Below are 16580 nucleotides of genomic sequence, written 5' to 3'. Positions count from 1 at the left end.
ACATGAAAAAATTAGTAATAATATTAGTAACTATCATTATTGTTGTTAGTTGTAACTCAACAAAAGAAGATCATTCTGATCACGATCATGCAACAGCAGAAAAAACAACACAAAATGTAACGAACGATGAAGATCATAATGAAAATGGAATTCATTTAACCCAACAACAAATTGTAACAGCCAAAATAGAGACAGCTACAATCGAAAAGAGAAAGATTAGAGAAAAAGTAGCAGTAACCGGAACAATAGAGGTGCCACCACAAAGCAAAGCCACTATATATGCGCCTTTAGAAGCGTTTGTTTATAAAACAGATTTGTTGCCTGGTGATAAGGTGAAAAAAGGACAAACAGTAGCGGTATTACAGCACCCTAACTTTATAGAGCTACAGTACGCGTATCTTGAAGCGATAAATAAGTTAAAAGTAGCTAAGGCAGATTATGAAAGAAAGAAAATGTTGTTAGAAAATGATATTACCTCAAAAAAATCATTTCAAATAGCAGAAGGAAGTTATCGATCTGCAAAAAGTTTAGCGAATAGCTATGTAGCACAATTAAAAATGGCAGGATTATCACCTACTACAGTTGCAGCTAATGGGATTCAGCAATATGTGTATGTAAAGGCTCCAATCTCTGGTTATGTTGTAGAGAACAATTTGAATAAAGGAATGTTTTTAGCAGCTAATTCAGAGATGATGGAAATAATAGATAATGATCATATGCATGCAGAATTAAATGTTTTTGGAACTGATATAACAAAAATAAAGAAGGGAGATGAGTTCGAATTTCAGCCTTCCGGAATAAATCTTACTTATGAAGGATATATAAAATTAATAAGCCAAAAAGTAGATGAACAAACAAAAACAGTAAATGTGCATGGACATTTTGAAGACGAGCAAAATCGATTAAAAGCAGGAATGTTTATCAATGCTCAGATTTTGTTAGGAGGAGATGAAGTATACGCTGTTCCTGAAGAAGCAGTCATAGAAAATGAAGGAGAACATTTTGTTTTTGTTAAAAAATCAGCAGATGAATTTATACCTGTTGAGGTAACTGTTGGAGGTTCGGATAATGGATTTGTAGCAATAAAAACAATTCAAGAAGATAATTATAACGTAACTATTGTAACTAAAGGAGCACACTTTTTAAAAGGAAAGTTATTACAAATGGCAGGCGGAATGGAAGGTCATGCTCATTAACAAAACAACAAGCGATTATTTGATCCATAATCGCTTGTTTAGTTGTAATGCATCTTTTTTATACATTTAAAGTCAATTTATAAAAACATGGGACACAACCATCACCATCATTCACATGGAAACTCTACAGGGAATATAGCTGTAGCTTTTTTTCTTAATCTTGCTTTTACAATTATTGAATTTATTGGAGGCTTCTACACCAATAGTTTGGCTATTATGTCAGATGCACTGCATGATTTAGGCGATAGCTTAAGTTTAGGGCTATCTTGGTATTTTCAAAAAAAATCGACAAAAAAGGCAAACAAGAAGTATTCTTACGGGTATAAACGATTTTCTCTTTTAGGTGCTATTATCAATTCGATAGTATTAGTAATAGGCTCAGTATTTATTATTAAAGAAGCAATTCCTCGAGTTATCAATCCAGAAAACGCAGATGCCAAAGGTATGATGTGGTTAGCTGTTTTAGGAATTATAGTTAATGGAGCAGCTGTATTAAAATTAAAAAAAGGAACTTCAATTAATGAACGAGTAGTTTCATTACATTTATTAGAAGATGTGTTAGGCTGGGGAGTAGTATTGATTGCAAGTATTGTAATGCAGTTTTGGAATATACCAGTATTAGATCCTGTTTTATCTATTGCTATTGCTGGTTTTGTACTGTATAATGTGTATAAAAATATTAAGGAGAGTCTTAGAATCATATTACAAGGAACTCCCGAGAATATTTCTGTAGAAGAAATTCAACAAAGAATAGTTTCTATGAAAGATGTAGAGGGTATTCATGACTGTCATTTATGGACTATGGATGGAGAGTATAATGTATTTACAGCTCATTTAGTACTAAAAGACAAAGAGATCTCTTGGGAAAAATGGTATAAAATGAAGCAAGAAATTAAACAGGTTTTGCATGATGATTTTCATTTTGAACATATTACTCTTGAACTTGAATTTACATCACAAGAATGCGATTATGAAAACTGTGGTTCATAAATTTAATTGTACATTTGAGTAAAACATATAAAAAATGACAAGAAATCAAGTAGAGTTAAAGTTTCCGAAATTTGGATTGTTAATTCCTATAGCCATAGTTTTAATAATTTTTGTAGCAAAATCTACGGTAACAATCAATTCAGGAGAGGCAGGAGTATTGTATAAAACGTTTGGAGGAGGAGTTGTAACAGATGAGCCACCATTAGGAGAAGGTTTTCATGTAGTTGCTCCATGGAATAAGGTGCATGTATATGAAGTAAGACAGCAAGAGCTTTTTGAAAAAATGAAAGTGTTGTCATCTAACGGATTAGAAATTCAAATAGATGCATCCGCTTGGTACCAACCAGTTTATAAAGATTTAGGAAACTTACATCAAACACTAGGTGAAAATTATTTACAACGTGTAATTCAACCAGCAATTCGTTCAGCAGCTCGTAGTGTAGTTGGTCGTTATACACCAGAACAGTTATATTCTAGTAAAAGAGATGCTATTCAAGATGAAATATTTATAGAGACAAAAAAAATATTAGAAAAACAGTATGTTCAGTTAAATGAAATCTTAGTTAGAGATGTAACCTTGCCATCAACTATTAAAGAAGCAATTGAACGAAAATTAAAACAAGAGCAAGAGTCTTTAGAATATGAGTTTAGACTAGTAACAGCTCAAAAAGAAGCAGAAAAGCAAATTATTGAAGCAAAAGGTAAAGCTGACGCCAATAGAATTTTAAGTGCATCGTTAACTGATAAAATTTTACAAGATAAAGGTATTGAAGCTACAAACAGGTTAGCTAATTCTACTAACAGCAAAGTTGTTATTATTGGTTCTGGTAAAAGTGGAATGCCAATTATTTTAGGGAATCAATAAATTTTATTTTGAATCTCATAATAAAAAAAGCAACTCATTTGAGCTGCTTTTTTTACTTATAATAAGTTTTCGTGTTAATCTCTTCTACGTTTTCTACCAAAACCTGCAGCAGGTTTGTTATCATTTCTTCTTGAGGAGTTGTTTTCGTTACGTCTTCTACCAAAACTTTTTCTGCTATCAGTAGGCTTATCACTTCTACGTTTTTTACCATTGAATCCGCCACCACTTCTACGTGATTTTCTTCCACCACCACTACGATCGTTTTTAGTAATTTCGATATTCACTGATCGCCCATTAAAATCTGGATCATTTGCTGCAAAGGCATCTAAAGTTTCTTTTTCGAAGTTTTTATCGATTTCAAAGAAAGAAAAAGTATCTAATATATCTATAGCTCCAATTTCAATTTTATCACCAATGTTCTGATCGTTGATTAAACCAATTAACTTGGCTGGGTTTAAACGATCTTTTCTTCCTAAATTGATGAAGAAACGGGTCATGTTTTCACTAGAAGAACGTCCTCTTGAATTTTCTCTTGAAGATAAGTTGTTTAAATCAGGAGCATTTTCGTAGTAAGATAAGAAGGTGTTAAACTCTAAAGAAACAAACTTTTGAATTAACTCTTCACGACTTAAATCTTCTAATTTTTCGTAAATACTTGGTAAAAAACCTTCAATTTGTTCTGTGTTTACCTCAGTATTATGAACTTTATCAATTAAATGAAATAATTGGTTTTGACATATTTCCTTGCCAGATGGAATAGGAGTGTGAACGAATTGTTTTTTTATAATACGTTCAATAGGACGTAACCTGCCTTGTTCTTTTTTGCTTACTAAAGCAATAGAAACTCCCTTGTTACCGGCTCTACCAGTTCTACCACTACGGTGATTGTAGTTTTCAATTTGATCTGGTAATTTATGATTAATAACGTGTGTTAAGTTGTTAACATCCAATCCACGAGCAGCAACATCAGTAGCTACTAATATTTGAATGTTCTTTTTACGAAACTTCTCCATTACAGAGTCACGTTGAGCTTGTGATAAATCACCATGTAAAGAATCAGCATTATAACCATCTCTAATAAGATTATTAGCTACTTCTTGTGTTTCTCTACGTGTTCTACAGAAAACAATTCCGTAAATATCAGGGTTTAAATCAGCTACTCTTTTTAAAGCAGGGTAACGAGTTTTTTCGTTTACTAAATAATACTCATGACTAACGTTATCAGAACCTTGGTTTTTTTGTCCTGATGTAACTTCTACAGGGTTAGTCATGTAGTTTTTTGCAATATCTTCTACTTCTCTAGGAAAAGTTGCAGAAAACAATAATGTTTGTTTGGTGTTTGGTGTAGCTTCTAAAACTTGGTCTAGTTCATCTTTAAAGCCCATGTTAAGCATTTCATCAGCTTCGTCAAGTACTAACCATTGTACATTACCAAGCTTTAAAGCTCTTCTTTTAATTAAGTCTACAGTTCTACCAGGAGTACCTACAACTATTTGAACACCTTTTTTAAGTTTTCTTATTTGCTCTTCAATATTAGCTCCACCATAAACAGTAGCTACTTTTAAGTTAGGTAAATACTTTGAAAAGTCTTCAATGTTTTTTCCTATTTGTACTGCTAGTTCACGAGTAGGAGATAAGATGATTGCTTGTGTGTGTGTGCTTGTTTGATCAGCAAGTTCAATAATAGGCAAACTAAAGGCAGCAGTTTTACCTGTACCTGTTTGTGCAAATGCTTTTAAATCTTCTGTAGAAGAAATTATTTGTGGAATTGCTTTTTCTTGAATTACTGTTGGCTTTTCATAACCTAAATCGGTTAATGCCTTATTGATAGGTTCTTGTAAACCTAAATCTAAAAATGTTGACATACTGTGTTTTTAGAGAACCCACAGATGCCCCTCCGCGAATTCTATAATTAATATTAATTAAATCGTTTTAGCACGATTTTTTTTGGACGGTGCAAAAGTACACTAAATAAAATGAATAGAGGCTAACTATTTTGTTTTTTGTAAGTTGCTTATTTCTAGATTTATATCTTTAGCAGATAAGCTAGTATAACCATTTTGAATAATTCCGTTTTTATCAACTAAAATCATACGAGGAAATTTACTGGTGGTAAAATCACATACGGCACTTTCGCTAGGTATGGTGTATTGATATTTTACATCTACGTTTTTTGTAAATCTTTTAGAAGAGTCGCACAAATTAACAAGAACAAAATTAATATCAGGATTTTTTTTAACTAAATAATTGAAACGAGAAGAAACCCAATCATCTGATGCATACTCGTAGTTTTTTAATAAAACAACAGTGTTTTTATTTTTAGAAATGTTAGAAAACTCTTTTAACTCTCCGTCTGCTGCAATTAGTTTGAAAGGAGGTAATTTCTCTCCTTTATTTAGAACTTTTAAATCATTAATCAAACGCTGAACATTTTTTTTATGCTCGTTGTTGGTGTTTAACTTAAAAAAAGTAAAAAATGCTTCACTTTTAACTTCGCTACTAGGCTCTTCGTAAAAATTACGAATAACAGCATTGTACAACATTTTATTTTTAACCGTCTCGAGAGTTACATTTTCGTTAATGGCATGCAAAAGATTTTGTGTGAATTTATCAGTTTTCACTCCGTTACTTTTCTGATAAGCATCATTATTAATTTTTTCCATCACGAATCTGTAGTAAGGTCCATAAAACATCAAAGAGTCTTTATTAGGAGCCTTTTCGCGGTAACTGTAATAAGAACTACTAAAATTTTGAATGTTATTATTTAAATTTTTAATAGCATATTGTTCTAATCTAGTATATAAAGGGAAGTTTAAAGATATATCAAAAACATCTAAAAAACCAGAAACATCATTACTGTTAGTTTTATAGTTTTCAAGAATAATCTTTTTATCTGATTTCATTGAATCTATCTTAGCCAAAAATTCATTTTTAGGTAAAGAAAGATATGCGAAGGTATTTTTAAAATCTTGCTCATATTGTAAAAAGGACTCTAACAAGAGATTATTACGTTCAGCATTTATACCGCTAAAAACTAATGATTCATCAAAGTCCCATGTATTCAGTCTAATTAACAAACTATCAGAAGGTTGCATGTATACATATTGAAGCTCATTACCATGATGAAAGATGTATAAACCTTCTTTAAATTTCTTATAGCTACCTAGGAACGTATTGTTTTTGCTAAGAGGTATAGTGTCGTTAAAATCGTAATTGTCTGATAATACAACAAAATCACATTTAGGATTGATAATTTTACCTCCAAAATAGGTAGGCTTATCCTTATCAGACTTATTACATCCAATAAACACAATTAATATAAGAGGTATAAAATACTTAATCATAATTCAAATTATCCTAAATATTAAAGTTCAAAAATAGATAACTCTTTAATATTAGGCTGTTAATTCGTTGTTAAAAACGAATTAAAACGAGCCAAAAGTAAGATGTTAAAAACTTTAATGCAAATTCTTTTATAGTCTTTAGTTTTTATATTTTTGCACGGAATTTAAAAAAATATACATGTTATCAGTTTCTAATTTATCAGTTCAGTTTGGAAAACGTGTTTTGTTTGATGAAGTAAACACAAAGTTTACTCAAGGAAATTGCTACGGAATTATCGGAGCAAATGGAGCGGGAAAATCTACATTTTTAAAGATTTTATCAGGAAAACAAGAACCAACTTCAGGGCAAGTTCATTTAGAACCAGGAAAGAGAATGTCTGTATTAACACAAGATCATTATGCTTTTGATGAGTATACTGCCTTAGAAGCTGTGTTAATGGGAAACAAAGAACTGCACAAAATAAAATCAGAAATAGATGCATTATATGCTGATTATTCTGACGAAAATGCAGAAAAAATTGGTGAGTTGCAAGTTCGTTTTGAAGAAATGGACGGTTGGAATGCCGATGCTTCTGCTGCAAGTTTACTGTCAAATTTGGGTATTAAAGAAGAAGATCATTACACATTATTATCAGAATTAGACTCTAAGAAAAAAGTACGTGTATTATTGGCACAAGCGTTATTTGGGAATCCTGATGTATTAATCATGGATGAGCCTACAAACGATTTGGATTTTGAAACTATTTCTTGGTTAGAAAATTTCTTAGCAAATTATGATAACACAGTAATTGTAGTATCTCATGACCGTCACTTTTTAGATGCTGTTTGTACGCATATTTCTGATATAGACTTTGGAAAAATTAATCATTATTCAGGAAATTATACTTTCTGGTACGAGTCTTCTCAATTAGCAGCTAAACAAAGAGCTCAACAAAATAAAAAGGCAGAAGATAAAAAGAAAGAATTAGAAGAGTTTATTCGTCGTTTTTCTGCAAACGTGGCTAAATCTAAACAAGCAACTTCACGTAAGAAAATGATTGAGAAACTAAATGTTGATGAAATTAAACCTTCTTCACGTCGTTATCCTGCAATTATTTTTGAAAGAGATAGAGAAGCGGGAGACCAGATTTTAAATATTGAAGGTTTATCAAAAAAGGATGCAGAAGGAGAGTTATTGTTTTCAAATGTTGATATTAATTTGAATAGAGGAGATAAAGTTGCTGTTATTTCTAAAAACTCTAAAGCAACTACAGCTTTTTATCAAGTAATTTCAGGTAATGAAGAAGCAGATTCAGGTAAATATAGTTGGGGTGTAACAACTACTCAATCGTATTTACCAGCAGATAACTCTGCTTATTTTCAAAATGGAGAGTTAAATTTAGTAGATTGGTTACGTCAATACGCACAAACTGAAGAGGAGAGAGAGGAAGTTTTTTTAAGAGGTTTCTTAGGAAAAATGATTTTCTCAGGAGAAGAGGCTTTAAAGAAAAGTAATGTATTATCTGGAGGAGAGAAAGTACGTTGTATGCTATCTCGTATGATGATGACAAGAGCTAATATTTTAATGCTAGATGAACCAACAAATCACCTAGATTTAGAGTCTATTCAAGCGTTGAATAATTCATTAATAAACTTCAAGGGAACTGTATTGTTTACTACACATGACCATGAGTTTGCACAAACAGTAGCTAATAGAATAATAGAGATTACACCTAAAGGGATTATTGATAAGTATGCTACTTTCGATGAATATTTAGAGGACTCTAAAGTAAAAGAATTAAGAGAGAAAATGTATTCTTAAATTATTAATTAAAAAAAACAGCCATAATATCATATAAAATTATGGCTGTTTTTTTATGCCACATTTCTGTAATATAATTCATCCATAATATCTTTTGAGCCTTTGCCACAAAAAAGCAAATTCTTTTTATTTTTTAAAGAAAACTGATAAGCTTCTACAATTGAGTTAACCCCTAGAGTATCAATATTAGTAACATTACTAATATCTATGCTAATGTCTTTATATTTTTTTATAAAAGAATAAATCATTACTTCAAAAAGCTGAACGTTGGTAAGAGTTAAGTCACCTGATATCTTTAAATAATTTTTAGAGCTTTTAATTTTAAATTCCATAATACATAGTTTTAAATTTATATTATAAAATTATAACTTGCTTTTAAAATAAATAGCTTATTTCGTTGGAATTCAGTTTTCTATAGTTGATTAGGTTGTTTTAATAGATAAATTAGTTATAAGTATTACTCTTGGTTATCATTAACTATTTCAAAGAAGCTAAAAACGTTACCACCATAGCGTTTTTCATAGTTATAATAGGGATGTTGAGATAAATCTGTATGTTTTGAGTGTTCAATTATCAAAAGCCCATCATTATTTAACAAGTTGCGATCAAAAACTATGTCAGCTATTTTTAAAAATTGTTTTTCTTCAAAGTCATATGGAGGGTCAGCAAAAATTACATCTACTTTAAGGGGCGTTTTTTCTAAAAACTTATATACATCACTTTTATAGCTGTTAATAGACATGTTTAAATCCTTAGCTGTCTGATTAATGAATTTTATACAAGCATAATGAGCGTCAACAGCATTAATGGTTTCAGTACCTCGAGAAGCAAATTCGTAACTTATGTTTCCTGTTCCAGCAAATAAATCTAGTACAGAAATGTTTTCAAAATAATAGAAGTTATTTAAAATATTAAATAAAGACTCTTTTGCCATATCTGTTGTGGGTCTTACAGGCAGGTTTTTAGGAGCTGTAATTCTTTTACTTTTATATTTTCCAGAAATAATTCGCATTAGGCTATGAGTATAAAATTAGAGTGATTCGAAAAGTCTTTACTATCGGCAAAAAAACTATTAATTGGATTAATAAAGTGAATATTTCGAATGTATGAATAAGTAATAGAATATATATCTGATTCTTTCTCAATATCACCGATAAATGTCAATTGGAAAGAATTTGGATCCATTTGTAATTGTTCAGCAGTGAAAAGAATGTAATATATAAAATCTTCTTTTGTATTGTATAAAAATGAATTATAAAATAATAGTTTGCCTTCTTTACAAACAACGATATCTAAATAAGAAGAAGAAACATATACAAAGAATTGATCTTCAGAATCATTCTCAGAATAGTTTAGTAGTTTATCTATTAAAACCGTTGAATGATGTTTGTATTCAAATTCCCCAAAATTTTGAAAAAGGTAGTTGTTGATATTTACATAAGGTATATAAACTGTATTAGCAGCTATTACAGTATGTAAATCGTAGGTTATAAAATCTGTTTTTAATGTTTTTACGTTATAATTTAAATATGGAACTAAATTATTTCTGTCAAAAAGCTTGTTAGGAACTAACGTAGCTAAATTGTTTTGATGAATGGCAAAAACAGCTGTAAAGTCTTGTTGTAAATCTTTGTCAGTATCAAAAACACGGATAATTTTATCTAGTAATAGTTCTGGAGAAGCAATAGAGTCAGAAAATGTATACTTGGTAAAAAGAAGAGTTTCTTTTGTTTCTGAGTTTGATATACAAAAAGAAAATCCATCCAAACTAAATTGGATGGATAAACTTTTATACTGCGCATTAGCGCTAATTTTTTTACTCTTTTTTTGCAATTGCGTCACCTTTATCGTAATAAGGAGGCCAGTTACCACCTACAGTTACTTCAGTTAAAGAACCAACAGAAACAAACTCACCTTTAATTTGATCTGTCTCAATGGCTTCTAATTCTTGCTTTATTAAAGAAGGATTCATTCCTTTTAAGATAGGTTTCTTAGAAACCTTCGCCTCAAAAACTGGAACTTCTAAGCCAGCAACTTTTTCAACTCTACCTGTAGCTAATTCAAATTTTTCTTCTGTACCAGGAACATCAAACATAGTAGCATACTCTTTACCTTCAAAGTATTTTAAAACAGGCTCGTACCCTACAGTATCAATAACTTTAACAGATATATCTTTAGTAATACCACCACCTAACTCAACAGTTTTTTCAACGTTTTTAGTTTCTGTAATAGCTAATTGACCATTTTTAATAAAGGCAAGCAAAGTATCTTTATTGTTAGTATATGTTCCGTAAACTTCTTTATATTTTACTTCAGCGTCTCGAATCAACTTTAAATTCTTAATAACCTTAGCATAACGTACTCTCTTGTCTTTGTTAAAATTAATAGGTTCCATAACACCATTATAAATTTTATATACTAAAAAGACAGTTGCTCCTAATAATAATATAGAGACTAACCATCTCATTTTTAGAGGAACAAACTTAACAACAAGTAATGCTAAAAGAACTGCAACTACAACAGCTGCTAAAATCATTAATAATAAATTCATTTTTTTAATTTTTAATGTATGATATTCGCAAATCTACAATTTTTTTTCAATGATGAAAATAATTATTTAGAAATAGACTTATCTTTGAATATTATTTGATATATGATACAAACTGCTCCGAAATTTTATAAAGAAATACTACAAAAATTCCCGTATTCGCCTACAGAAAAACAAAATGAGTTACTAGATGTCTTAACAGATTTTATTTTTTCAGATGATAATCGCGCTTTATTTTTATTAAAAGGGTATGCAGGAACAGGTAAAACAACAATAATAAGTACCGTTGTACATAATTTATGGAAAATAGGACAAAAAGCAGTTTTACTAGCGCCAACAGGTCGTGCAGCGAAAGTAATTTCAGGATATTCCAACCGACAGGCATTTACGATTCATAAAAAAATATACTTTCCTAAAAAGCAAAGTAGTGGAGCTGTAAATTTTGTAATGCAACCTAATAAGCATACTGATACTCTTTTCATTGTAGATGAAGCTTCTATGATTTCTGATGAAAAGCAGAACGCGAAATTATTTGAAAATGGTTCTTTATTGGATGATTTAATCTCATATGTATACTCAGGAAAAAATTGTAAAATTATTTTTATTGGAGATACGGCACAGTTACCACCTGTAAAGTTAACTATGAGTCCAGCTTTAGAAGCTGACAAACTTTCGTTTGAGTTTAATAAAGAAGTTACAGAAATTGAGTTAGACGAAGTGGTTAGACAAGAAGAAGGCTCAGGGATTTTGGCTAATGCAACCGATTTACGTTTGTTAATTCAGAATGATTCAATACATTTTCAATTTGATTTAAATTATCCCGACATTATTCGTCTACAAGATGGTTATGATATTCAAGATGCTATAACAATGGCTTATGATGGAGATATAGGAGTGGAAGATACTGCTATTATTGTACGTTCAAATAAGAGAGCTAATCAATACAATCAACAGATTAGAACTAAAATTCGTGGACAAGAAAATGAAATTTCTACAGGAGATTACGTGATGGTAGTGAAAAATAATTACTACTGGTTAAAAGACTCTTCTTCGGCAGGATTTATAGCAAATGGAGATATTTGTGAAGTTATGCGTATCAATTCAATTAAAGAATTATACGGCTTTAAGTTTGCAGAAGTTGAAGTTCGCATGATTGATTATCCTGATATGAAACCTTTTGAAACAGTGTTGTTGTTAGATACTCTTACAAGTGAAAGTCCGTCATTAACGTATGAAGAATCTAACCGATTATATGAAGCTGTAAAAGAAGATTTTGCACATGAAAAATCAAAGTACAAGCAATTTATGGGTGTTAAGAAAAATAAGTATTTCAATGCGCTTCAGGTAAAGTTCTCTTACGCAATGACCTGTCATAAATCTCAAGGAGGTCAATGGAAAACAGTTTTTATAGAACAACCATACTTGCCAGATGGAGCTTCGGTTGAATATTTACGTTGGTTATATACGGCTGTTACCCGTGCACAAGAAAAATTGTATTTAATAGGTTTTAAAGATGAGTATTTTTTAGATTAAAAAAATACTTGTCATTTTTTCTTTGGAGAAATAGTTATTGTCTACAATGGAAATGTTAGCATTTTGTTAATGTGCTTCATACTTTAGTTAAAAAAGTTACATTTGTGTGGTATTCAAACTATTAAAAATGCACAAAAAAGTACTTTTATTACTATCTTTTTTATTGATTTCACTAACAATAAGCGCACAAAAACCACAAAAACTTACTTCAAATCAGATTTACGAGAAAGTTCAAAAATTAAACTTTTTAGGCTCTGCATTATACATCGCTGCGCATCCAGATGATGAAAATACTCGTTTGATAGCATATTTATCTAATCATGAAAAAGCTAGAACAGGGTATTTATCACTAACCCGTGGAGATGGAGGACAAAATTTAATAGGTCCTGAAATGCGTGAACTTTTGGGAGTTATTCGTACTCAAGAGCTGTTAGCTGCAAGAAATGTAGATGGAGGAGAACAACGTTTTTCTAGAGCTAATGATTTTGGATATTCAAAACACCCTGATGAAACGTTAAAAATTTGGGATAAAGATAAAGTTTTAGCCGATGTAGTTTGGGCAATTCGTACTTTCAAACCCGATGTGATTATCAATCGTTTTAATCATAGAACACCAGGAACAACGCATGGCCACCATACTTCATCAGCGATGTTAAGTGTTGAAGCTTTTGATTTAGCTAATGATAAATCAAAATACCCTGAGCAACTAAAGTATACAGATACATGGAGGCCTAATAGGTTGTTTTTCAATACATCTTGGTGGTTTTACGGAAGTGAAGAAGCTTTTGAAAAAGCAGACAAAAGTAATATGTTAAGCTTTGATATAGGAACGTACTACCCTTTAAAAGGATTGTCTAATAATGAAGTAGCAGCAATAGCAAGCAGTCAACATTTATGCCAAGGGTTTGGAAGGTTAACCACTAGAGGAAGTCAAACAGAATATGTAGAGTTTTTAAAAGGAGAATTTCCTAAAGACAAAAAAGATATTTTTTCAGGAATAAATACAACATGGAATAGAGTAGAAGGCGGAGGAGAAATAGGAGATATTTTATATGATATTGAACAAAATTTTGATTTTGTAAATCCATCAAAACATCTACCAGACCTATTGGAAGCCTATAAGAAGGTAAGACAACTAAAAGATTCACATTGGAGAGCTATTAAAACTAAAGAATTGAATGAAATTATCAAAGCTTGTGCAGGTTTATATCTAGAAGCCTCGGCAGAAAGTTCTAGTTCAATTCCAAGCAGTACAATTAATGTAAATTTTGAAGCACTAAATAGAAGTTTCATTTCTATGGAGTTGTCATCAATTACTATCCTTCCTGAAGGGAAAAACATCAAAAAAGAATTGGATTTAGCACCCAATAGTAAACAAAACTTTAAAAGTAAAATCAATATCGCTAAAGATGTTTCTTACTCTTCGCCATATTGGTTAGCTACTCAGTGGGATTTGGGAATGTACAAAGTAAACGATCAAAAATTAATAGGTAATCCAGAGTCTTTAAGGCCAATTCAAATTCAATACAATATTATAATTGAAGACCAACCAATTGCATTTACAATTCCAGTGGTACATAGATACGCTAAAAGAGATAAAGGAGAAATTTATGAACCTTTTGAGGTGTTACCGAAAGTAACAACAAAGCTATTGAATAAGGTACTTGTTTTTTCTTCAGAAAAATCTCAAAAAGTAACTGTAGAAGTTCGTTCTGGAGCGAAAAATACAAATGGAATAGTTACTCTAAAAGCACCAAAAGGGTGGAAAGTTACTCCAAACGAAGCAAAATTTTCTATAGACCAAAAGGGAGATATTCAGTTGATTGACTTTATGGTTACTCCAACACAAAATGAATCAGAAGGAGTTTTAAAAGCTATAGCAAAAGTTGAAGGTAAAAGTTATGATAAAGAATTGATAGAAATTAATTATAGTCATATTCCTAAACAGTCAGTATTATTACCATCACAAGCAAAAGTTGTACGTATGGATATAAAAAAGAACGGTACAAGAATAGGGTATATACAAGGTTCAGGAGATGCTATTCCAGAAAGTTTACAACAAATTGGCTACGAGGTAACAGAATTGAATGTAAATGAGATTAATGGAAATTTAGAGCAATTTGACGCAATTGTTGTTGGTATTAGGGCATATAACACTATAAAAGAATTGCAGTTTAAGCAAAAATACTTGTTAGAATATGTAAAAAATGGTGGAAATTTAATAGTGCAATACAACACGAATAGAGGGATAGATGTACAAGCGCCGTATGAATTACAATTATCACGTGATAGAGTAACAGACGAACATTCTAAAGTAACCTTGTTAGCTAAAGAACATTCTATTTTAAATTACCCAAACAAAATTACTGAAGCTGATTTTGAAGGTTGGGTACAAGAACGAGGCTTATATTTTCCTAACAAATGGAGTAAAGAATACACTTCGATATTATCTATGTATGATAAAGGGGAGTCAGTAAAAAAAGGAAGTTTGTTAGTTGCTAAATATGGTAAAGGAAACTATATCTATACAGGGTTAAGCTTCTTTAGAGAGCTTCCAGCAGGAGTTTCAGGAGCTTATAAGTTATTTGCAAACTTATTATCGGTAAAAGAAAATACCGTGGAGAAATAGAATATTGAAAAGAGTCATATAAATTATAGAAAAGCGAGGTTTAAACCCCCGCTTTTCTATTTAAAAAGATTTATAGAAACCGTTGCTAATTCCGAGTTTGGAAATTTTCTAAACGTGTTTTTATCATAAGTCAACCCAATAGCTTCCATAGCATTCATGTATTCATCAAGATCAATAATGTATTGATCAGAATAACCATGTGTAGCATCGTAGGCAGTAGCCGCTGTTTTTCCTAAGTTTTTAGCAACCAATTCAGGTTTTGATGTGTGTAATTCAATTAGCAATAAGCCAAATTTACTAATAAACGGTTTCCACTTGGTAAAATGCTGTTTTAAAGATTCTACTACCAAGTTGTTATTCAAACGTTTTCCTCTGTAAGCATAAGCTCCAGTTGAATTGGTAATAGTTGAATTATCATTAGGAGCAGGCTCTTGCCAAATTCTGTTGTGATCTAAAAAGGTACGAACGTTTAATAAATCAGAAAGGTTAATTCCGTATTTATCTTGTAAATCTTCTGATAACGCTTTCGGATTTCCAATATCTCCCCAAATCACTTTAGCCCAAATATCTGCTTGTACTAGGTTTTTTCGAGTGATTTTTAATGCAGCTTCGTTATAATCGACACCAATAAGTAATAGAGGATAATCCTCTAACATAGTACCTCTTTTAGTCTGATGTTCAATTACATTAAATAAATGTTTTAAAAATGCACCATTACCACAGCCAACATCTAAAATACCTTTAGGTTGTTCGTTGATAGGTTTATTAAATAGGTTAATAATAATCTCATCGATTACTTTAAAGTAGGTAGAATGCGCGCCACCACTTCCCCAAACATTCATTTCTCTATCTACATGAATTTCGTCATTTCCAATTTCTGAAGTTCTAAAAATATCAGGATTTCCGAAAATAAGTTTGTCTAGTTTTCTGAGTGTAGGAATGTACGATACGGTAACTCCATAAGCACTTGCTCTTCGAGCAAAAAACAAGCCTTCATCAGTAAACTCATAAGAGTCTTTAGTCTTGAAAAACCAACCTAGATTGGTTAATAAATCAAGTAGCCGACTAAAATTATCAGCGTCTTTATGAAACTCATCAGCACTGAATTTTGTTTGCATAAAGTATTTATGAAACATACCGCTCATACCTAATAAAACTGTTGTTGGACCAACAATAATACCTTCGATATGTGTAAGGATCTGAGCTAGAGCTTCTTTTTCTTCAGAAGTTGATGGAGTTTTAATTCCGAAGTTGTTTGTAAAGTTTTTATAAAGCTTTTCAAGCTTCTCATAAGGTTCAATTTCAAATTTTCGAGCGCTATAATTTTCTGAAAATTTCAACAATAAAAAAGCTTCTTTATATAAGTGAAAATAAGAAAAAGCTATAGCTGAAGCTTCATTGATTTCGAATTGAACAGTGTTATGTGTATTATCTACATGTTGTGTTAACCAGCCTTGAGAACACAATGTTCTTAAAGCCACATTTAAATAACCGTCATTAGCGTTAAATTCGGAAGTAATTTCATTTAAACTAACAGATTTCTTCTTTAATAAGTAGTTAGTAATTCCTTTTTCATGTAAAGTGTAAGCTGCTGGACAAGTAACAATTCCGTCTAAGTGACGAAACAACCTACTCCTTAACGCAGACTTTTCTTGTTTTGATAGCATAGTTTGA

Annotated in this window: 13 protein-coding genes; 6 read left to right on the top strand and 7 right to left on the bottom strand. The window is 31.1% G+C overall.

Translation table 11 applies throughout. The annotated features are described in order from the left end of the window. Positions 1 to 2 precede the first annotated feature (2 nt). From NH341_RS10255 to NH341_RS10245, 3 genes are all read left to right on the top strand, one after another. Entirely contained in the window at positions 3 to 1196 is a 1194-nt protein-coding gene (locus NH341_RS10255) for an efflux RND transporter periplasmic adaptor subunit (protein ID WP_253056746.1), read from the top strand. An 87-nt stretch (positions 1197 to 1283) separates the two neighbouring features. Further along, complete coding sequence (locus NH341_RS10250) at positions 1284 to 2186, top strand: cation diffusion facilitator family transporter (RefSeq protein WP_253056744.1); 903 nt, start codon at positions 1284 to 1286, stop codon at positions 2184 to 2186. 34 nt (positions 2187 to 2220) lie between these two features. After that, positions 2221 to 3051 (top strand): prohibitin family protein, encoded by an 831-nt coding sequence (locus tag NH341_RS10245; RefSeq protein WP_159616770.1) that lies wholly within the window; start codon positions 2221 to 2223, stop codon positions 3049 to 3051. Between the two features lie 74 nt (positions 3052 to 3125). Here NH341_RS10245 and NH341_RS10240 read toward each other — a convergent pair whose 3' ends face one another. Both NH341_RS10240 and NH341_RS10235 read right to left on the bottom strand, forming a co-directional pair. After that, positions 3126 to 4916, bottom strand: coding sequence for a DEAD/DEAH box helicase (locus NH341_RS10240; protein WP_073182902.1), 1791 nt, complete (start codon positions 4914 to 4916; stop codon positions 3126 to 3128). Between the two features lie 126 nt (positions 4917 to 5042). Then, positions 5043 to 6395 (bottom strand): hypothetical protein, encoded by a 1353-nt coding sequence (locus NH341_RS10235; RefSeq protein ID WP_073182900.1) that lies wholly within the window; start codon positions 6393 to 6395, stop codon positions 5043 to 5045. A gap of 178 nt (positions 6396 to 6573) precedes the next feature. On the opposite strand from NH341_RS10235, the gene NH341_RS10230 reads away from it, so the two are divergent. Beyond that, complete coding sequence (locus NH341_RS10230) at positions 6574 to 8196, top strand: ABC-F family ATP-binding cassette domain-containing protein (protein ID WP_047789534.1); 1623 nt, start codon at positions 6574 to 6576, stop codon at positions 8194 to 8196. A gap of 53 nt (positions 8197 to 8249) precedes the next feature. On the opposite strand, the gene NH341_RS10225 is transcribed toward NH341_RS10230, so the two are convergent. The 4 genes from NH341_RS10225 to NH341_RS10210 form a co-directional block, all read right to left on the bottom strand. Further along, positions 8250 to 8528, bottom strand: a complete 279-nt coding sequence (locus tag NH341_RS10225) for an STAS domain-containing protein (RefSeq protein WP_047789535.1) — start codon at positions 8526 to 8528, stop codon at positions 8250 to 8252. 125 nt (positions 8529 to 8653) lie between these two features. Next, the gene (locus NH341_RS10220; RefSeq protein ID WP_073182896.1) at positions 8654 to 9208 is read right to left on the bottom strand and encodes an RsmD family RNA methyltransferase; all 555 of its coding nucleotides are present in this window, start codon (positions 9206 to 9208) and stop codon (positions 8654 to 8656) included. Further along, complete coding sequence (locus NH341_RS10215) at positions 9208 to 10038, bottom strand: DUF3822 family protein (RefSeq protein WP_239179516.1); 831 nt, start codon at positions 10036 to 10038, stop codon at positions 9208 to 9210. The genes NH341_RS10220 and NH341_RS10215 overlap by 1 nt, the downstream gene beginning before the upstream one ends. After that, positions 10013 to 10747, bottom strand: coding sequence for a hypothetical protein (locus NH341_RS10210; protein ID WP_073182894.1), 735 nt, complete (start codon positions 10745 to 10747; stop codon positions 10013 to 10015). Before NH341_RS10210 ends, NH341_RS10215 begins: the two co-directional genes overlap by 26 nt. Positions 10748 to 10849: 102 nt before the next feature. On the opposite strand from NH341_RS10210, the gene NH341_RS10205 reads away from it, so the two are divergent. Together NH341_RS10205 and NH341_RS10200 are read left to right on the top strand one after the other, a co-directional pair. Further along, complete coding sequence (locus NH341_RS10205; RefSeq protein WP_167713926.1) at positions 10850 to 12277, top strand: ATP-dependent RecD-like DNA helicase; 1428 nt, start codon at positions 10850 to 10852, stop codon at positions 12275 to 12277. Positions 12278 to 12404: 127 nt separating this feature from the next. Further along, the gene (locus tag NH341_RS10200; protein ID WP_253056742.1) at positions 12405 to 14906 is read left to right on the top strand and encodes a PIG-L family deacetylase; all 2502 of its coding nucleotides are present in this window, start codon (positions 12405 to 12407) and stop codon (positions 14904 to 14906) included. A 56-nt stretch (positions 14907 to 14962) separates the two neighbouring features. Here NH341_RS10200 and NH341_RS10195 read toward each other — a convergent pair whose 3' ends face one another. After that, entirely contained in the window at positions 14963 to 16573 is a 1611-nt protein-coding gene (locus NH341_RS10195; protein WP_253056738.1) for a class I SAM-dependent methyltransferase, read from the bottom strand. Positions 16574 to 16580: the final 7 nt, after the last annotated feature.

Source organism: Tenacibaculum sp. XPcli2-G (genome assembly GCF_024124505.1).
Taxonomy (GTDB): Bacteria; Bacteroidota; Bacteroidia; order Flavobacteriales; family Flavobacteriaceae; genus Polaribacter; species Polaribacter mesophilus.
Note: the sequence above shows the minus strand (reverse complement) of the source record. Positions and strands in the feature narration are given on the sequence as shown.